This is a genomic window from Solibacillus sp. FSL K6-1126 (genome assembly GCF_038003445.1).
GTDB classification, from domain to species: domain Bacteria; phylum Bacillota; class Bacilli; order Bacillales_A; family Planococcaceae; genus Solibacillus; species Solibacillus silvestris.
Genome location: NZ_JBBOPD010000001.1, coordinates 1,010,551 through 1,030,250 on the forward strand (window position 1 = coordinate 1,010,551; position 19,700 = coordinate 1,030,250).

Genomic DNA, 19,700 nt, shown 5'->3' on the forward strand with positions numbered 1-19,700 from the left:
CCTTTTCAATTAATAGTCTGATATATTGGATTTATACATATAAAAATGGAAAGAGGGTACCATATGACAGACTATAAAACAGTTCTCGATCAATTACGCAATGGCGAATTACAATCTGTGATTATAAAGAAGGAGGAATTTCTTCAGTTTCGTGAACACCTTATTAAGGATGAACAATTTAAAAACTTCCGTGGTGAGGCAAAACAAGGTGGGGATGTAGTGTATACATTTTCAGAAAATTCAAGAGCGTAATTATTGTCGAATTTTGAATGATGAAATTTTTGTAAGAAGATTACAAAATGGGTATAATAATGGTAAATGGCTAAAAAAGGAGGAAACAGTTTGGGTAGACCTATCTCGAATGAGGCACTACTATTGGAAATTGAAGAAAAGCGCAAACAAATGATTCAATCAGGTTTAGAAAATGGTTTACGAAGTGCTAAAACGATACAGCTAAGCGTCCAAGTAGACAATCTAATGAATGCTTTTAATCAATCGAGAAGTGCACATCTGTTATTTAAACATTAAATTGAAAATAATTATATATTTTATGTTTAAAACAGTGATGAGAAGGGAAGAGTAATTTTGAACACAGCAACATTCTCATTTCCCCCTTTAGAGTAGAAGCGGACCAACGCTACTGCTCTCTTTTTTTATATATGCAGGAAATTTTAATTTATTCATACATTTTCTTAAATCCAACTAATAAAATATATCATGAGAAGATCTTTCTTTAAGAGGCCACTCCTATGGGATAAGCATATTGGAAACTATCCTAGTGTGGGTGTTATTTTTAGAATTATTAAAAAACACTGACATTGAAGTTCTCCCTGAGTTTGTTAAAATAAAAAGAAAATACTAAAGGGGCATACATATGGAATCAAAAAAAATAGGGTTTATCGGTACTGGTGTAATGGGGGCAAGCATTGTTATGCATTTGCTGAATGCCGGACATGATGTAACAATTTATACAAGAACTAAAAGCAAAGCGGCAGATCTTATTTCTGCAGGCGCGAAATGGGCGGAAACACCAGCAGAAGCAAGTAAAGAGCAGGAGATTATCTTTACAATGGTTGGCTACCCAAAAGATGTTGAAGAAGTTTACATTGGTGAGGAAGGAATTTTTTCTGCTGCGAAAGAAGGTACAATTGTCATCGATATGACGACATCTGAACCGACGCTTGCCAAAAAGCTTTATCATGAAGCAAGGGAACGTGGTTTGCATAGTCTTGATGCACCAGTATCTGGAGGAGACATTGGTGCAAAAAATGGTACATTATCGCTTATGATTGGCGGCGACAAAGATGTATTTGAAAAACTTTATCCTATTTTCGAACTGTTTGGACAAAATATTGTTTACCAAGGTGTTGCGGGCAGTGGGCAACATACGAAAATGTGCAATCAGATTGCGATTGCATCCGGCATGATCGGTGTTTGCGAATCGATGGCTTATGGTTTAAAAGCTGGGTTGACGATGGAGGAAGTTCTTCGTTCGATTACAGCAGGGGCAGCAGGGTCCTGGTCGCTATCCAATCTTGCTCCACGTATGTTGAAGGGGAATCTGGAGCCTGGCTTTTACATTAAACATATTATTAAGGATATAAAGATTGCGCTTGATGAAGCAGAGCGTATGAATCTCCAATTGCCAGGCTTAACTTTAGCGAAATCTATGTACGATCAGTTACTTGCAGAAGGCTATGGGGACAACGGGACGCAAGCATTAATCAAGTATTACGAATAAGTACAAAGGGCACAATAATAGATAGTAGTTAAATAGTTCTTATGATACAATGGGATTATTGTAAGCGTGGCAGTTTGGAAGGAGAGACAAGTAGTGGAAAATCAGAAAGGGATTTTACTAGAAAGTGGAACAAATGAGCTTGAGATTGTTGAATTTGAGGTTGCGAATAATAAGTTCGGTATAAATGTAATTAAAGTAAAAGAGATTATTCAGCCAATACCAGTGACATTTATTCCACATGTACATCCACATGTTGAAGGTATTATTCAATTACGTGGGGAAGTATTGCCGGTTGTAGATATGTTAAAAGTATTAGGGATCCCTACAGAAAACCGAAACCCACAGCAAAAATACATCGTGGCAGAATTTAATAAGCAACGTGTTGTATTCCATGTGGATAATGTTACACAAATTCACCGTATTTCCTGGGATCAGATTGAAAAACCTTCAGACATGTATCAAGGCGGATCATCTCAGGTGATTGGCGTCATCAAGTCTCAAGATGAAATGATTCTACTACTGGACTTTGAACGAATCATGGTTGACATTAATCCTGAATCCAGCATAAGTGTGGACGATGTTAAAAAGCTTGGCAAGCGTGAACGTACCGAAAAAAAAGTAATTATTGCGGAAGATTCGCCATTATTGCGCAAATTGTTATTCGATACGATGAATGAAGCAGGCTATGCAAATACGGAGTTTTTTGAAAACGGCCGTGATGCATACGATTATCTGGAAGCGCTGGCTAAAGCAGATAAACAGATCGAAAACCATGTACAGCTCGTGATTACAGATATTGAAATGCCCCAAATGGACGGTCATCACTTAACTAAGAAAATTAAATCACATCCTGATCTTAAAAAACTTCCGGTCATTATTTTCTCAAGTCTAATTACCGATGATTTACGTCATAAAGGTGAGCAGGTAGGAGCGGAAGAGCAAATTTCGAAACCTGAAATTGCGGAATTAATTTTACAGATGGATAAGTTGATTCTGTAAAAAAACTTATCTAATAATTGATGCATCGTTTTAAATTGTATAGAATAATGGGAAAGCCGGATACTTGAAAAAGTAATTCCGGCTTTTTTTGTAAACTGAAAATGAAATGATGTATTATGCAAATTTTCTTGAAGGCGCTTAAAAGAGTGTAATCGAATACAAAGGTATTCAGAAGGAAGTGAAGCGTATTATGAAAAAAATTAAGACAGCCATCATTGATATTGGTTCTAACACGATTCGACTTGTACTATATTCCTATAATAAAAACGAAGGGCTAAAGGAATTTGGAAATATTAAAACCGTTGCCCGCCTGCGCACATACTTATTGCCAAACGGAGAAATGTCCGAAGAGGGCATTCAGCTACTTGGTGAGACGTTAAGATCGTTCCGCTTAATATTGGCGGACTATCATGTAACAGACGTAAAAGCGGCCGCAACTGCTGCCGTACGACAAGCGATCAATAATGATAAAATCATCGCCCGTATGAAAGAAGAAACAGGTATTCTGATTGATATTTTAACGGAAGAAGAAGAGGCATACTACGGCTTTGTTGCAGTAGCCCATTCAATGGATACCCCGTCTGCAGTAACGATAGATATTGGTGGTGGTTCAACTGAAATTACATTATTCATCAACAAAAAACTCCAAAAAACGATCAGTTTCCCATTCGGTACGGTTTCTTTAAAGCAAAAGTTTGTAAGCGGTCCGATTATTGATAAAATCGAACGTGAAAAGCTACGTACGTTTTTAAAGGAACAATTTTCGTCACTAAAATGGATAGTTGATGTAGGATTACCGGTTATTGCAATTGGAGGAAGTGCACGTAATATCGCACAAGTTCATCAGCAAAAAGTTGGCTATCCGCTATCGGGTGTTCATCAATACGAAATGACTGTGAGCGACTTACAACAATTGCGCGACTATTTGACGGAATTTTCGTACGATAATTTGAGACAGCTAGATGGTCTTTCGTCAGACCGGGCAGATATTATCGTTCCGGCATTGGAAGTATTTATGGAGCTTCTGTCTACTGTAAATTCGAATTCTTTCCAGGTCAGTAAAAAAGGGTTGCGGGAAGGGCTCATTATTAGCCGTGTCTTACAAGGAAATCCCCAGGCCAATGATAAATACAACGTTTTTGAAGAAAGTGGCCGGCAGCTTGCGTTAGCTTATGGACGTACGGAGGAGGAAGTACACACACTGGAATCATTGACAGAACAGTTATACCGGGGCTGCATTAATTTAAAGCTATTTGAATATAGTGAAGTAGATTTACAGCTATTAAAGAAAGCCGCAAAAGTTTATGGAATCGGGGAATATATTGAGCTGGATTCCTCCAGCCAGCATACATTTTATTTAATTTCCAATCAATCAATACCGGGCTTGTCCCATATAGATCGGGTTAAACTGGCACTGCTGGCATCGTATAAAAACCGTGACTACTTTTTGCGTTTCGCACGACCATTCGATTCATGGATTTCAAAAGAAGAATTCAAAAAGCTGCGTGATTTTGGCGCAATTTTAAAATTTGTTTACGCCTTAAATATGACAAAGCGCAATGTCGTAAAAAATATTGCGCTTGAAAAAGTAAACAATCATTTTCAAATAGAAGTACTGACTTCTGAACGGGCAATAGCGGAACTGGCTCAGGCAGAAAAACAAAAAAAGCATATTGAACGTGTTTTCAAAGGCGAGGTAAAACTTAAGTTCAACGAAGAAAGGCAGGGTTGATATGACAATGAATATGGAAAAGGATCCGTTTTTTGATCCGGAACATGAGGAATTCGAAAATAGTACAAGTTACAGCAACGAGCTGCTTGAGGAAATCGCAAAGCCCCAGTACTACAATAACCGTGAACTGAGCTGGCTCGCTTTTAATGAACGGGTATTGGAAGAAGCGGAAGATACAAATAACCCGTTGTTGGAACGGATGAAATTTTTGGCAATATTCAGTTCCAATTTGGATGAATTTTTTATGGTCCGGGTTGCGGGTTTGCAAGACCAAATTCGTGCTGGCTATCATAAACCCGAAAATAAATCGGGTTTAACACCGAAAGAGCAGCTAGCTAAAATTGCTGAACGTACGCAAGCATTGGTAAGACGCCAAACAGAAGTATATCGCCATTTAGTGTATGAACTTTTACCGAAAGAAAGCGTGCATATACTTGATTTGAAAATGCTGAATGAGCAAGAAAAAAGTTATATTAATGAATTCTTTGAAGAAACGATTTTTCCTGTCCTTACACCTGTTGCGGTCGATGCCTACCGTCCGTTTCCTACATTATTAGGCCGTACGCTCAATTTATTTGTCATGCTGGAAAACAGCAATGAGGATTTAGAAAATACTATGGATAAGGTCGCAATTGTTCAAGTGCCTTCTGTATTGAATCGTTTTATTAAAATACCATCAAAAAGTAAGGAAACGTTGTTTGTATTATTGGAAGATGTCATTTCAAGTAATATCGACCGTTTATTTTTAGGTTATAAAGTGAAATCGACACAAGCTTTCCGGTTAACGAGAAATGCAGATTTGACCATTCATGAGGAAGGTGCCCAAGACCTGTTAGTGGAAATTGAAAAGGAGCTGAAAAAGCGCAAATGGGGCGTCGGTTCACGTTTGGAAGTGCGAGACGGTGAGATGAATGACGACGTGCTGGATTATTTACTAAATGAATTTGAACTGGGAGAGTCCGATGTTTTCAAAATTGATGGCCCGCTCGACTTAACGGCAATGTTCGGCTTTGTCAAAGAGATTTCCGCAGGGCGGGAACATTTGGAATACGAAAGTTTTATTCCGCAGCCGCCTCATGATTTACAGTCGGACGAAAATATTTTTGAAAAAGCGTTAACCCAAGATATATTTTTCCATCATCCTTATGAATCATTTGGCCCGATTGTTGATTTTATTGCAGAAGCAGCGGAAGATCCGAGCGTTTTGGCCATTAAGCAAACACTATACAGGGTGAGCGGAAATTCGCCGATTATTCAAGCTTTAAAGCAGGCGGCGGAGAATGGTAAACAGGTGACGGTTTTAGTAGAGTTAAAAGCACGCTTTGATGAGGAAAATAATGTGCATTGGGCGAAACAGCTTGAACAAGCAGGTTGCCTCGTCATTTATGGGATGAATAATTTAAAAACCCATTCGAAAATTACACTTGTTGTTCGCCGACGCAATGGGAAAATTGAACGCTTTGTTCATTTAGGGACGGGCAATTACAATGATGCAACGGCAAAGATTTATACGGATATGGGGATTATTACATCGCATAAGGAATTCGGAATTGATGCGACAAATTTCTTTAATTATTTAAGCGGTTATACTGAAAAACCTGAATTTCATCATATTGTAGTCGCGCCTTTTGATATTCGGGATGAATTCCTAGATTTAATCGATAAGGAAATTGCGTTACATAAAAAATATGGAAACGGGTTTATCCGGGCAAAAATGAATTCTTTAACCGACAAGGAATTAATGATGAAACTATATGAAGCGTCGATTGCAGGGGTGAAAATCGAGCTGATTATTCGTGGTATTTGCTGTCTGCGTCCCGGCATCCCGGGGATTTCAGAAAATATAACTGTTTTGAGCATTGTTGGCCGTTTCCTGGAGCATTCCCGGATTTTCTGGTTCCATCATAACGGGGAGGATAATCTATACTTATCTTCTGCAGATATGATGACCCGGAACATGATTAAACGTGTGGAGATACTGTTTCCCATCTATTCACCGGAAATAAAATACCGCATCAAGCGTATTATGCTGCTCCAAATTAAAGATAATCAAAAAGTGCGCATTCAGGATTCAAATGGAAAATACCATTATAAAGAAGGCCATCAAAGTGATCTCCGAATCAACAGTCAGGAAATCTTTTTAGCTGAATCACTCGGTCCAATTATTGAAGAATAGTAGAAAAATTAAAGCTATGGACGAAATGTTCATAGCTTTTTAATTTTGCATAGAGCGGGCTAGGGACGGTGGGATTTTATTAGAACAATTGTGTAGGATATTAGAATAAAGAACTATGATTTTAGAAGATCTGAAGGTGATATTAGAACAAAGCGCATACATTTTAAAACATGTTGAAGATATATTAGAACATCATAATTTTATTAGAACAAATAAATTTATATTAGACGATTAAATGATATATTAGAAAATCAGAATTCATCGCTCACTCCATTCCCTTCGAAGGAGAAAAAACACTATAAAATCATTTAAAATTCAGTGTAAGTGAGAAATATTTTATATTTTAGTATTTATTTCCCTCCTGTTATAGTAAACTCTATTTATGAATGGCTGTTCATTTTATATGCAAAGGGGATGTATGGAATGTTACAAGGCAAAACGATTATTATTACAGGTGGCTCTAGCGGGATGGGGCTTGGTATGGCAAAGCAGTTCGTGAAAGAAGGAGCGAATGTTGTCATTACCGGTCGTGACTTAGAGCGTTTGGCCAATGCAAAAAAGGAAATCGAGGAATTTGGGTCTTCAATCGAAACATTTCAAATGGATGTTCGAGAACCGGAACATGCTCAGGCAATGGTTGCATATGCAGCTGAAAAATTTGGTCAAGTAGATGGCTTAGTGAACAATGCGGCAGGGAACTTTTTAGTGCATGCAGAAAAATTGTCGCCGAATGGATGGAAGGCCGTTATTGATATTGTGTTGAATGGAACATTTTATTGTACTTCTGCAATTGGTCGCTATTGGATTGAAAACGGTATAAAAGGTTCGATTATCAATATGGTGGCTACATATGCTTGGGGCGCAGGAGCAGGTGTCATTCATTCAGCTGCAGCAAAAGCCGGCGTGCTCTCGTTGACACGTTCGCTTGCGGTTGAATGGGGCAGTCAATATGGCATTCGCGTAAATGCCGTTGCACCAGGGCCGATTGAGCGAACAGGCGGAGCAGATAAACTATGGGAATCCGAAGAACAAGCGAAACGCACATTGGATTCTGTTCCGTTAAAGCGTCTTGGCACACCTGAGGAAATAGCTGGTCTTGCTGCATTTATGCTATCGGATAAGGCAGGCTATTTAAACGGGGAATGTATTACTTTAGATGGCGGACAATGGCTAAATCAGCATCCGTTCTAACTTTGTCAAATGATATCAAAAAAGAATAAATTCCAAATTATTGCTGCATACTATCGCTAACTGTTTAAAGGAGGCGATTGCAATCGGAATTTGGCTTTATCCAACAATTTTTGTTGTCATCCTACTATGTTTTATAGGTTATTATCTAACTGTACGTATTGGACATAATATAGAGGACAGCGGTCAGGAACGTGATTCGGAAGTGCCTGAAGAAATTCAGGAGCATCCTTTCCTTCTTAATCCGATCATTTTATCGTATGCAGTTTTTGGCACATTTACGGGTATCATTATTTTTTATTATTGGGCAAGGGGTTACTGAAATTAATGCATAATGGGACGAATTTTCTCGTCTTATTATGCTTTTTCTTTTGCAATCATAGGCGCCTTTCATAGTCAGAAAAATGCTCCATATGGTATTATAGAGATTAGAGAAACTGTTTTGTCGAATGACAGAGCAAAGAATAACGGCAGTAAGTTTCGGCTTTTTTAGTATGGTGCTGCCCGTTATTAGCGGGATAAAGGAGTAGAATGTCATGATTTCAACGAACAACAGAGCTTTACTAGATATGCCTATAAAAGATTTTATTATTTCATCTGAGAAGGTAGCCCATGTACAAAGTGGAAATAACGCTGAACATGCATTATTAGTTTTAACAAAAACGGGGTATTCTTCTATTCCTGTACTTGATGTAAAGTATCGTTTAAAAGGTTTGTTAAGTACCAAAATGATAACAGAGTCTATTTTAGGCTTAGAGCGAATTGAATATGATAGATTAGCAGACATTCGTGTGGATGAGGTCATGAATCAGGAAGTTGTATATTTAAAAATTACGGATACATTCCAACGTGCACTCGATCTAGTAATTAACCATGCCTTTTTATGTGTAGTCGATGAAGAAGGCACTTTTGTCGGTATTATGACACGAAGAATTATTTTAAAACAATTAAAGAAATATATTTACCAACACAACGCTTAAAATAAAAGTCGACAAAGTCCTAAAGGGATTTTGTCGTTTTTTTAACCGTTCGGTCGGAAAGGGAGGATTGTCAGTGACAATAACAGAAGCAGAAATTATTAAAGTGTTGGCAGAGGAAGGAAATATGCGAAAAGCGGCAGAGCGCCTTTTTTTAACGCAGCCGGCACTGTCACAGCGACTTCAATCAATCGAAAAAGAGTGGGGTGTACAATTGTTTATTCGTTCCCAGAAAGGATTAACACCAACTCCCGCGGGTGAACTGGTCATTCAGTATTCGAACGATTTGCTTGTGAAGCGTGAAGAAATTTTTGAAACGATTCATTCGTTAAATACAAAAGTGCATGGCACATTAAAAATTGCCTGTGCATCGATTGTCGGTCAAAATTGGCTTCCGAAAGTATTAAAAGACTATGTAACAAAATATCCGGATACGAAAATTTCATTAATTACTGGATGGAGCTCGGAAATCATTAAAGCCCTGTATGATGGGGAAGCGCATATTGGCATCGTCCGCGGGCAGGCAGAATGGAAGGGGAAGAAAATTCATTTGTTCCGCGATACGATGTATTTAGTTGATAAAGAAATTCAGGATATGGAAGATATATTGACATCAGACCGCCCATTTATCCAATTTAAAAGTGATTCAAATTATTATCAGGAAATTCAGCAATGGTGGCAACGTCATTTCAACTACAATCCAAGACACCAAATTATTGTGGATCAAATTGAGACATGCAAGCAGATGGCGGTAAATGGTATCGGATATGCGATTTTACCATCCATCACACTGAACGGTGAGGAAAATGTTCATAAAATACCATTGGCGAATAATGGAAATGACGATGGACTAACACGGGATACATGGCTGATCGGATATGAATCAACATTCGAATTACGCCAAGTGGAGGCTTTTGTCGATTTAGTACAGGATCATGCACGCTGTCTGTATGATTATTCGAACGAAACGAACTAAAAAATAGTTTTAATATTACTGAAAATTTAGTACAATTATTCATGTTAAAAAATCTAACACGCAGCGAGGTGTCATATGGAAAAATTAAATGCACAGCAAATTATTGATTTTATTTCAGAAGCGAAAAAGGTTACACCAGTAAAAGTTTATGTAAAGGGAATTGGTGTTGCGGATTTATCATTTGGTACCGAAAGCAAAGTGTTTGGTGAAGGTAATAATGCGGTAGTGTTTGGCGAATGGTCGGAAATTGAAGCATCGTTGAAAAAATATGCAGATCTTATTGAAGACTATGTAGTAGAAAGTGATCGCCGTCATTCAGGTGTACCGCTTTTGGATACAAAAAAAGTAAATGCGCGAATCGAACCAGGTGCGATTATCCGTGATCAAGTTACAATCGGTGACAATGCAGTCATTATGATGGGTGCCATTATTAATATTGGTGCTGAAATTGGTGCAAAATCAATGATTGATATGGGCGCGGTATTAGGTGGTCGTGCAACAGTAGGAGAAAATTGCCATATTGGTGCGGGAACGGTTCTAGCGGGTGTAGTTGAGCCACCGAGTGCGTTGCCGGTTGTTGTGGAAGATGATGTTGTCATCGGTGCAAATGCTGTTGTATTGGAAGGTGTTCGCATCGGTAAAGGCGCGGTAGTAGCGGCCGGAGCAATCGTTATTAAAGATGTTGAGCCATATACAGTCGTTGCAGGCGTACCAGCTCGTCAAATTAAAGTATTGGATGAAAAAACAAAGTCGAAAACAGAGATTATCGATTCACTGCGTAATCTATAAAAAGGCGGGAACGACATGAGGCATCTTATTGAAGTAAGACGAGACCTACATAAAATTCCTGAAGTAGGCTTTAATGAATTTAAAACACAAAGCTATTTACTCCAATTCATATCAAATCTTGATCAGCAGCATTTGCAAATAACGACTTGGAAAACAGGTATTGTTGTATTGATAAAAGGCACGAATCCGTCAAAGCTGATCGGTTGGCGTACAGATATAGATGCGCTTCCTGTACAAGAAGAGACGGGACTCCCGTTTGAATCGGAAGTTGACGGATTTATGCATGCATGTGGTCATGATTGTCATATGGCCATTGCGCTTGGCCTTGTCGAGACGTTTTCAAAACAGCCGCCTGTTCACAATGTCGTTGTCTACTTTCAGCCAGCCGAAGAAGGTCCGGGTGGAGCAGAGCCGATGCTGGAATGGCTAAAAGAAGAACAGCCGCATCTTGTTGCAGATGAGATTTATGCATTGCATATTGCCCCGGAATATCCGGTAGGTACGATCGCAACGAGACCAGGACTACTGTTCGCCAATACTTCCGAGCTGTTTATTGACTTGAAAGGGATTGGCGGACATGCAGCCTATCCACATAAAACGAGAGATATGACTATTGCAGCAGCCAATTTAGTTATGCAGCTGCAAACAATTATTAGCCGGAATGTTGATCCATTGGATAGTGCAGTCATTACAATCGGGAAAATGACTTCCGGTACGGTTCAAAATGTCATCGCGGAAAATGCGCGTCTTGAAGGAACCATTCGGACGTTGAATGCACAGGCGATGGCAGAGGTAAAACGACGTATTGAAGCAATTTGCAAGGGCATTGAAGCCGCATTTGAATGCGCTACCGCTATCGATTACGGCTCGATGTATTATGAGGTAAATAATAATGCAAATTGTGCCAATGCGCTGCTGGAGTTTGCTGAACAGTTTGACGGGACTACCGCTTATGAATGTCCTGCTGCAATGACAGGGGAAGACTTTGGCTATTTCATTAAGGACTTGCCAGGCGCTATGTTCTGGACAGGAGCCAATTCCAACTACGGCCTCCACCATGCAAAAATGGCACCGGATGAGTCGCTCATTCCTCTTAATTGCCGCTTCATCGAACAATTTATCCGCCAACTTGTTTAACATATGAAAAGGGCTATCCAATTTAAATTTTGGATAGCCCTTTTTGATTTTTAAGAAGCAGCTTTCATTAAATGGGGTGCTTTTTTGACTGTCCATGAATAGGCAAGCATGAAACAGCCGACAAGTACACAAGTACCTAAAATGTATGGCGAATCAGGATTCCAGTCAAATAGTACACCGGCAAGTGCTGGACCGAACATATTGCCAAGACTCATATAAGCATTGTTCATACCGGCAGCAAAGCCTTGTTCATTACCAGCAAGCTTAGAAATGAGTGTATTTACTGCAGGACGTATAAATGTTGTGGCAATCGAGAACAGTGTAGCGACAACTAAAATGATGAAGAAGCCACTAATGTAAATAACGAGCAGCATCATTGCGGCCGCCAACAATAAGTTGACTAAAATAACCTTCATTTCCCCGAAGCGTTTAAACAATTTGTTCACGACAAACATTTGCAGCACTACACCCGCAAACCCTCCGACTGTTAAAATTATGGCGATTTCTGATGGAGAATAACCGAATTTATGGTCTAAATAAAGTGTTAAAGTTGCTTGGAAATTGGAAATACCAAAACTGAATGTAAAGACGATGATTAAAAAGACAAAATAAGATGTCTTCACGGACTTGGCCAATTGCCTTGCTAATTTTTCCCTTGGTGCGATAACCTCACGAACATTTTTTATATTAGGTAAGTAAATGGCAGATAAAATGGCTGCAATATATGCTACAACCCCCGCTAAATAGAAAGGAAACGTCAGGTTGACTTCAGCTAGAAATCCGCCGATACCCGGACCGACCATAAAGCCTAAAGACATCGCAGCACCGATCATGCCCATCCCTTTTCCACGTTCTTCATATGTCGTAATATCAGCTACAAATGCCATTATCGGAGCCATAATAAATGCCGCACCTGTTCCGCTTAAAAATCTCGCTAAAAACAATATCCATACTTCCGAAGCGAGACCGAATAATATTTGTGCAGAACCATAGACAATTAGCCCGCAAATAATAAACATTTTTCGTCCGTGACGGTCCGATAAGTCTCCTGCAATCGGAGAAAATAAGAACTGTGCGAGTGCGAAGCCTGCAACTAAGAAGCCCAGCACCTGCCCACCGACACCAAATACTTGTAAATAGGAAGGCATAACAGGAACAATAATCCCGATACCGCCCATTGTAATGAACATATTAAACATTAATAAATAAAGCGCTAACTTATTGGATTTTTCTGTCATATAATGCCAGCCTTCCTTTTAGATAATTCGATAATAGAAATATATATTTATAATGAATATCATACTCTAAAATTTTTGAAATTGCATTTATTCATACCGAATATAATTCCCATTTTGTGATTACGAGTAAACCCCCTGCACATAATTCATTTATGCAGGGGGTCCATTATTCCGAATTAATTTATTTATTCGCTGCAACTAAATAAGTTTCGCCAAGAATTTCTTTTAACTCGTATTGATCTGCGGAAAGCTGCTGTTCAATAAAAGAATGAACATCCGATTTATCTAAATCGTACATCACTTCAATTTCTTTAGAAAATATCAGTTTTTCTGTTTCTAGAAACGCTGGTAAGGATGGCTGTTCTGCTGGTCGAAGTTCTTCTGTAATAATAACTTGTTTTAATCCGTCAATATACGCCTGTAATGGCTGACCACCAACAATTTTGACTCCTTTATTTTCCTTATTCACTATGATGATCGTTGGGAATCCTCTAACACCGAGTGTTTTAACAAGATCAAAATCTTCATTTAATAACTGTTGTCCGATCGGTTGCTCTGCTTCACTTACAATTATTTCGCCATCAAGGCCAACCTGATTGACAAGTTCCACTAAAACGGACCTTTCAGAAATATTCTCGTTAAATACAAAAAGTGCTTCTCTTGCACGACGCAAATATTCAGATGCGATTTTCTCGTTATAATTTTTTTGAAGTATTTTAAAAACATGAGATGGCGGATAGGATGATTGAACAGGATTGTCTACCATTAAAGATCCATCAATCGGCATTCTTGAATACTGCCCTACTTCACGCCAATGCCCTGCAACGTCAGCTGGCTTATATATTCCGTTTGCAGGATCAATAGGTCCATCATGCCATTTTTCCAGCAAGCCCCCCATTACTGTATGGAAGTTGAAATGCTTTCCATACTGTTTTACAAAACGTCCGATTACAGGTTCAATTGCCCAGCAATGTGAGCAAATAGGGTCCGTTACATAATAAAGATCAACAGATTTTTCTGTTTTGTTAAAATCAATTAGTTCCAATTCATTTTCTTCGGCAACACCACAAATCCCTGTCTCTAAATCGCAAACCATATTATTTTTTTTCACTGTTTATTCCTCCCTCAAGTGATATCTTTGTTCTATAATGAATTGTAAAAGATACTCAATACATTGAATACCAATAGTTCCGGAGATATGTTGTATATTCAACACATTCGGCAATCTGTATAAAAAGTAGGAGGGATAACAATGAAGGAAGTAAAAGTAGACCCTAGAATACGCCGTACACGTAAACTGATCATGGATGCTTTTATAGAGCTTTCAAGTCAGAAGGAATTTAAGGATATAACGGTGAAGGATATTACAGCTGAAGCTATGATTAACCGTGCCACTTTCTATTATCATTTTGAAGATATTTATGATCTGTTGGATAAATCATTATCGGAAGTACTATTAGTTAATTTAGATTGTGATACGTACAAAAGCAGTGAATTAAATGAAGAAGTGTTAAGCAGTATTTTCAAAGTGATCACCGATTTCCAAATGTCACTATCTACTCGCTGCCATCGGGGGTATGAAGATACGATTGCTCGAATTATCAGGGAACAGCTTGAAATTATTTTTTATCAAATGCTCCTTAAACAGCGTGCCAATGAAGATATGCAAGCATTAAAGCTTACAGCACTCATGTTGAGCTGGGGGATATACGGAGCTTCTGTGGAGTGGAAAAGAAGCGGTGAAAAAGTTGAACCGGAAACCTATATTAAATCAGTAATACCATATATCATGTCTGGAATTAGCGGCATGTGAAAGGGGAGGTATGGATGAATTATAAATTTTGGACTGTTGTAATGATACAAAAAGAGGATCGTGTGTTATTGCTCAACCGCCAGCATGATCATTTCAAAGGCTATATTCCACCAGGTGGTAAAGTGGACTTTCCTGAAGGCTTTGCTGAAGGGGCAATCCGGGAAGTAAAAGAAGAGACAGGACTGGATGTACAGTCTTTAGTATTTAAAGGAATCTCCCATTATACAAATCCGGAACTGCACGATCATTTTATTATTTATAACTATTGGACGGATCATTTTACGGGCGAAGTTTTAGGCTCCTGCAATGAAGGGGAGCTGGAGTGGGTAAAAATAAGCGAAGCCAGGAATTACCCGATGCAGGAAGACATTCAAGTGCGCTTCGATTTATTCTTTGAGCCAGGGACATTTGAAATTCATACAATGTGGGATGAACGAAACAACCAAATCGATAAGCGAATCATACATAAGCTATAAAAAAGCGTGACCAAAAATTTTGGTCACGCTTTTGTTCTATCTCAAACTCATCTTAAATTCAAGGAAGTATTCGTTATATTTACCTAACCATTCAAGGCCAAGGTTTTCATAAACTTCCAATGTTTCACGTTGGTCATGTGACGGATAGAAACGTTCGTCGTTAATAACTTCCTCGTCCATGAGTTCCCATGCTGCTTCATTCGGTGTTGAATAGCCGACATAGTCCGCGTTTTGCGCAGCATTTTCAGGATCAAGCATAAAGTTGATAAATTTATGGGCACCTTCAATATTTTGTGAAGTTTTTGGAATGACCATATTATCAAACCATAAGTTGGAGCCTTCTTGCGGTACGGCAAACTCCAATTCTTCATTTTCCCACATCATATCTGCGGCCTGACCGGAGAATGTTAATGCTACAGATGCTTCATTGTTTATCATAAGCGGAGTAATCTCATCGCCGATAATCGCTTTAATATTTGGTGAAAGCTCAATTAAGTGATCTGTCGCTTCACGCAATAAATCTTCATCTTTCACATTAAGCGATTCGCCGATTGAGTTCAGTCCCATCCCAATTACTTCACGTGAACCATCAACTAGAAATACTTTTCGTTTTAATGAAGGATCCCATAAGTCTTCCCAAGTTTCGAATGTTAAATGGTCTTCGATTAAATTCGGATTATAGACAACTCCAACTGTTCCCCAGAAATAAGGAATGGAGTATTCATTGCCCGGATCGAACGGCAGATCCATAAAGTCTGCATTAATATTTTTCAGATTGGGCACTAAACCGTGATCAATCGGAATGAGCAGGTCATCTTCCTTCATCGATTCGATTGTATATTCAGAAGGGACCGCAATATCATAGGCAGAACCGCCTTGCTGTACTTTCGTCAACATCGCTTCATTTGAATCAAATGTTTCATATGTTACTTTAATTCCTGTTTCTTCTTCAAACTTATCGATTAATTCCGGGTCGATATATTCCCCCCAGTTATAAACCGTTAAAGTATCTTTACTTCCTGCAGAACCAGCTGATTGCATACGGTCAACTGTAAAAAACAGTAGGGCACATACAATGACAATGGCAGCCGTTGCTTGTACTAATTCTCTCATCGTTGTCCCCCCGTTGCTACTGATTTTGAACGTTTGTTAATAAAGTAGTAACCGATTACTATTAATACCGTTACAGCAAATACTAACCCGGAAATGGCATTGATTGTTAACGAAATGCCGGCACGGGCCATTGAGTAAATTTCTACAGATAATGTACTGAAGCCATTTCCTGTTACGAAAAATGTAACCGCGAAATCATCTAGAGAATAAGTCAACGCCATAAAGAATCCGGCAAAAATCCCTGGTGAAATATACGGTAAAATAACACGTGTTAAGACATCGCGTTTCGTTGCACCTAAGTCTCGTGCAGCATCAATTAGGGAAGTGTTCATTTCAAGCAATTTAGGTAAAACCATGAGTACAACGATTGGTACACTGAACGCAATATGCGATACAAGTACAGAAGCGAATCCTAGTTTTACACCGATCATCGTAAATAAAATTAAGAAGCTTGCACCGATGACAACGTCAGGTGAAACAATCAAAACATTATTTAACGAAAGCAATGTATTGCGCATCTTTTTGTCTTTCAATGATACAATACCGACTGCTCCGAGCGTTCCGATAATCGTTGCAATTAAACCTGATAAAAGGGCAACGAGTACTGTATTCAGCAAAATAATAATTAATCGTGAATCATCAAATACAGCCGCATAGTGCTCAAGTGTGAATGATTCGAAATTATTCATGCTGCCGCCACTATTAAAGGAGTAGAAAATTAAATAAAATATGGGTGCGTAAAGGATCGCGAATACGAAAAGTAAATATACTTTCGACATAGCGGACAACTTTTTCATCAGACACGTCCTCCTTTAGATTTTTGTTTCGTGAACAGCATTGTGAGCACCATGAATAAAATTAAGAACACGGCAATTGTCGAACCCATACCCCAGTTTTGGGAAACGAGGAATTGTTGCTCGATCGCCGTCCCTAAAGTAATGACCTGGTTTCCGGCGATTAAACGTGTAATCATAAACAGTGACAGTGCCGGAATGAACGTTACTTGAATACCTGATTTTACGCCGTCGATTGTCAGCGGGAAAATGACACGGCGGAAAGTTGTCCATGCATTTGCCCCTAAGTCACGTGAAGCATAAATAAGTGAAGGATTCATTTTGTCCAATGAATTGAAAATCGGAATAATCATAAACGGAATGAAAATATAGACCGATACAAATACGAAACTAAAGTCTGTAAATAAAATTTGCTTTGGATCAAAACCAAACACTTCGATCAGTGCATTGATCGGACCGTATAAACCGAAAATGCCGATAAATGCGTATGTTTTTAACAGCAGGTTAATCCAAGAAGGGATAATAATCAGCATAAGCCATAGCTGTTTATGCTTCGTTTTTGTCAGTAAGTAGGCAGTAGGGTAGGCAAATAATAATGTGAATAATGTTATTAAAAACGCATACCAGAAACTGCTCAATGTCATTTTCAAATAAACCGGTGTAAAGAACTTCGCATAGTTGGCCAATGTAAAGTTCCCGTTCAAATCAAGAACAGAATAATAGACGATTAACGCAATTGGTGCGATAACGAATAAAATTATCCAAAATACGTAGGGGATTAACGGTCCTTTAGCTGTTTTATTCATGTTCTTCATCCCCATACGCTTCCAGACGTTTATCAAAATCTTCTTCCGTTTCGTTTAAACGCATTACGTGAATTGCTTCCGGATCAAAGTCCAGCCCAATTTCCGCTCCAACTTCCGCTTTTTTCAATGAATGGACAAGCCATTCATTGCCGTCTTTATCATATGTCGATAATTCGTAGTGCACGCCACGGAACAACTGTGTATCTACTGTTACGATCAGCTTGCCGTTTTCAGGTGTTGTTATTTCCAAGTCTTCAGGACGAATGACAATATCGATTTTTTCATTCGGCTTCATCCCTGCATCGACACATTCAAACTCTTTTCCGGCAAATTTAACACGGTAATCTTCAATCATGATGCCGTCCACAATATTGGATTCACCGATAAAGTCCGCAACAAAACGGTTGATTGGCTCATCATAAATATCAACAGGTGTACCGGATTGTTTAATTTCACCTTGAGAAAGAACAAATATTTCATCACTCATCGCAAGCGCTTCTTCCTGGTCATGCGTAACAAATATAAATGTTTTGCCAAGACGCTGCTGCAGTTCGCGAAGCTCATACTGCATTTCTGTACGTAATTTTAAATCAAGTGCAGATAAAGGCTCATCGAGTAAAATTACATCCGGATCATTTACAATCGCACGGGCAATCGCAACACGCTGACGCTGACCACCAGACATTTCTGAAATTTCGCGGCTGCCGTAGCCTGCCAAGTTAACAAACTTCAGTGCTTCCTGCACACGTTCCTTCACTTCTACTTCTTTCACTTTTTTAATACGTAAGCCGAATGCTACATTTTCAAAAACATTCAAGTGAGGGAAGAGCGCATAATCCTGAAATACTGTGTTTACTTGGCGTTCATTTGCAGGTACATCATTAATTCGTTTCCCGTTGAAGAAAACATCCCCCGTAGAAGCTTCGGTAAACCCAGCGATAATACGTAAAATTGTCGTCTTTCCGCACCCTGATGGTCCGAGTAATGTGTAGAACTTGCCTCGTTCCAATTCAAAGTTAATATTTTTTAATACCACTGTTCCGTCATCATATGATTTTGTGACATTTTCAAAGCGAATAATTGTGTTATCCATTTTGCATCCTCCTAATTTATAAATATGATTGTGTCGCGACAAGGAGCAATTTTGTTATGCCACTGTGCGCATTGAAAATTTGATGGTTGGAAGATGCTTCGTAATATACGGCATCACCTTCACTTGCTATGTATTCATCATTGCCCAAAACGACTCGAATCCGTCCATTTTGCACATAGATGAAGGTCTCTGCCAGTGACGGCTCAAATGCTTTAAATTCTGCATCTTTTTGCAATGTAATGAAAACAGGCTCCATTTCTTTCTCGTTAGAAGTAGGAATAAGCCATTCAATTTCATATTTTTTATCCTGATCAATGAAGCATGTTTGATCATCTTTTGTGAAAACAATTTTTTCATTTTCTTGCGTATCATCAAAAAAGTCTCGCGGTGTACACCCGAGAACTTCCAGTAAGTTAAACAATGTTTCAATGGAAGGGGAATTTAAGTCTCGCTCAAGTTGAGAAATATAGCCCTTCGATAAATCGGTACGTTCTCCGAGCTCTTCCTGGGTTAACCCCTTTTTTATGCGCAAGGCTTTAATTTTTGAACCAATTTGCATATAGTCACACCCTTTATTTTAGTTCTCAAATAGTTTACTATTGATAAACCTTGAGTAAGGAAGTTTACTTTTACATTACTTTAAGTTTACGAA

Annotated in this window: 21 protein-coding genes; 14 read left to right on the forward strand and 7 right to left on the reverse strand. The window is 38.8% G+C overall.

Features of this window, described 5'->3' with window-relative positions; translation table 11 throughout:
- Positions 1-63: 63 nt before the first annotated feature.
- The 12 genes from MHH44_RS04805 to MHH44_RS04860 all read left to right on the forward strand — a co-directional run bounded on the left by MHH44_RS04805 (position 64) and on the right by MHH44_RS04860 (position 11,715).
- Positions 64-252 carry a hypothetical protein gene (locus MHH44_RS04805; RefSeq protein ID WP_008403507.1) on the forward strand — a complete coding sequence of 63 codons (189 nt, stop codon included), beginning with the start codon at positions 64-66 and terminating at the stop codon, positions 250-252.
- 90 nt (positions 253-342) lie between these two features.
- Positions 343-528: an aspartyl-phosphate phosphatase Spo0E family protein gene (locus MHH44_RS04810; protein ID WP_008403505.1), complete on the forward strand. Its 186-nt coding sequence runs from the start codon at positions 343-345 to the stop codon at positions 526-528.
- 346 nt (positions 529-874) lie between these two features.
- Positions 875-1,741 (forward strand): NAD(P)-dependent oxidoreductase, encoded by an 867-nt coding sequence (locus MHH44_RS04815; RefSeq protein WP_340797956.1) that lies wholly within the window; start codon positions 875-877, stop codon positions 1,739-1,741.
- A gap of 93 nt (positions 1,742-1,834) precedes the next feature.
- Complete coding sequence (locus MHH44_RS04820; protein WP_008403503.1) at positions 1,835-2,740, forward strand: chemotaxis protein; 906 nt, start codon at positions 1,835-1,837, stop codon at positions 2,738-2,740.
- Between the two features lie 190 nt (positions 2,741-2,930).
- Positions 2,931-4,472: a Ppx/GppA family phosphatase gene (locus MHH44_RS04825; protein WP_340797957.1), complete on the forward strand. Its 1,542-nt coding sequence runs from the start codon at positions 2,931-2,933 to the stop codon at positions 4,470-4,472.
- Between the two features lies 1 nt (position 4,473).
- Complete coding sequence (locus MHH44_RS04830) at positions 4,474-6,648, forward strand: RNA degradosome polyphosphate kinase (protein WP_065216492.1); 2,175 nt, start codon at positions 4,474-4,476, stop codon at positions 6,646-6,648.
- Positions 6,649-7,071: 423 nt separating this feature from the next.
- Complete coding sequence (gene fadH, locus MHH44_RS04835; protein WP_340797958.1) at positions 7,072-7,839, forward strand: 2,4-dienoyl-CoA reductase; 768 nt, start codon at positions 7,072-7,074, stop codon at positions 7,837-7,839.
- Between the two features lie 40 nt (positions 7,840-7,879).
- Positions 7,880-8,158, forward strand: a complete 279-nt coding sequence (locus MHH44_RS04840; RefSeq protein ID WP_340797959.1) for a short-chain dehydrogenase — start codon at positions 7,880-7,882, stop codon at positions 8,156-8,158.
- Between the two features lie 214 nt (positions 8,159-8,372).
- A complete protein-coding gene (cbpB, locus tag MHH44_RS04845; RefSeq protein ID WP_008403498.1) occupies positions 8,373-8,816 on the forward strand; it encodes a cyclic-di-AMP-binding protein CbpB in 444 nt (147 codons plus the stop codon).
- Positions 8,817-8,889: 73 nt separating this feature from the next.
- Positions 8,890-9,789: a LysR family transcriptional regulator gene (locus MHH44_RS04850; RefSeq protein WP_008403497.1), complete on the forward strand. Its 900-nt coding sequence runs from the start codon at positions 8,890-8,892 to the stop codon at positions 9,787-9,789.
- Positions 9,790-9,864: 75 nt separating this feature from the next.
- Positions 9,865-10,578 carry a 2,3,4,5-tetrahydropyridine-2,6-dicarboxylate N-acetyltransferase gene (gene dapD / locus MHH44_RS04855; RefSeq protein WP_008403496.1) on the forward strand — a complete coding sequence of 238 codons (714 nt, stop codon included), beginning with the start codon at positions 9,865-9,867 and terminating at the stop codon, positions 10,576-10,578.
- A gap of 15 nt (positions 10,579-10,593) precedes the next feature.
- Entirely contained in the window at positions 10,594-11,715 is a 1,122-nt protein-coding gene (locus MHH44_RS04860; protein WP_340797960.1) for an N-acetyldiaminopimelate deacetylase, read from the forward strand.
- A gap of 50 nt (positions 11,716-11,765) precedes the next feature.
- On the opposite strand, the gene MHH44_RS04865 is transcribed toward MHH44_RS04860, so the two are convergent.
- Positions 11,766-12,953, reverse strand: a complete 1,188-nt coding sequence (locus tag MHH44_RS04865; protein ID WP_008403494.1) for an MFS transporter — start codon at positions 12,951-12,953, stop codon at positions 11,766-11,768.
- Positions 12,954-13,134: 181 nt separating this feature from the next.
- Positions 13,135-14,064, reverse strand: a complete 930-nt coding sequence (locus MHH44_RS04870; protein WP_340797961.1) for a DsbA family protein — start codon at positions 14,062-14,064, stop codon at positions 13,135-13,137.
- A 141-nt stretch (positions 14,065-14,205) separates the two neighbouring features.
- Here MHH44_RS04870 and MHH44_RS04875 point away from each other — a divergent pair, with 141 nt between their 5' ends.
- Positions 14,206-14,766 (forward strand): TetR/AcrR family transcriptional regulator, encoded by a 561-nt coding sequence (locus MHH44_RS04875; RefSeq protein ID WP_340797962.1) that lies wholly within the window; start codon positions 14,206-14,208, stop codon positions 14,764-14,766.
- Between the two features lie 14 nt (positions 14,767-14,780).
- Complete coding sequence (locus tag MHH44_RS04880) at positions 14,781-15,242, forward strand: 8-oxo-dGTP diphosphatase (RefSeq protein ID WP_008403489.1); 462 nt, start codon at positions 14,781-14,783, stop codon at positions 15,240-15,242.
- 36 nt (positions 15,243-15,278) lie between these two features.
- On the opposite strand, the gene MHH44_RS04885 is transcribed toward MHH44_RS04880, so the two are convergent.
- From MHH44_RS04885 to MHH44_RS04905, 5 genes are read right to left on the reverse strand one after another with little or no spacing between them, the layout of a single operon-like run.
- Positions 15,279-16,355, reverse strand: a complete 1,077-nt coding sequence (locus MHH44_RS04885) for an ABC transporter substrate-binding protein (protein ID WP_014824572.1) — start codon at positions 16,353-16,355, stop codon at positions 15,279-15,281.
- Complete coding sequence (locus tag MHH44_RS04890) at positions 16,352-17,152, reverse strand: ABC transporter permease (protein WP_014824571.1); 801 nt, start codon at positions 17,150-17,152, stop codon at positions 16,352-16,354. The genes MHH44_RS04885 and MHH44_RS04890 overlap by 4 nt, the downstream gene beginning before the upstream one ends.
- Positions 17,152-17,955: an ABC transporter permease gene (locus tag MHH44_RS04895; RefSeq protein ID WP_014824570.1), complete on the reverse strand. Its 804-nt coding sequence runs from the start codon at positions 17,953-17,955 to the stop codon at positions 17,152-17,154. The genes MHH44_RS04890 and MHH44_RS04895 overlap by 1 nt, the downstream gene beginning before the upstream one ends.
- Positions 17,948-19,048, reverse strand: a complete 1,101-nt coding sequence (locus tag MHH44_RS04900; protein ID WP_340797963.1) for an ABC transporter ATP-binding protein — start codon at positions 19,046-19,048, stop codon at positions 17,948-17,950. Before MHH44_RS04900 ends, MHH44_RS04895 begins: the two co-directional genes overlap by 8 nt.
- A gap of 16 nt (positions 19,049-19,064) precedes the next feature.
- Complete coding sequence (locus MHH44_RS04905) at positions 19,065-19,607, reverse strand: helix-turn-helix domain-containing protein (protein ID WP_008403480.1); 543 nt, start codon at positions 19,605-19,607, stop codon at positions 19,065-19,067.
- Between the last annotated feature and the right edge of the window lie 93 nt (positions 19,608-19,700).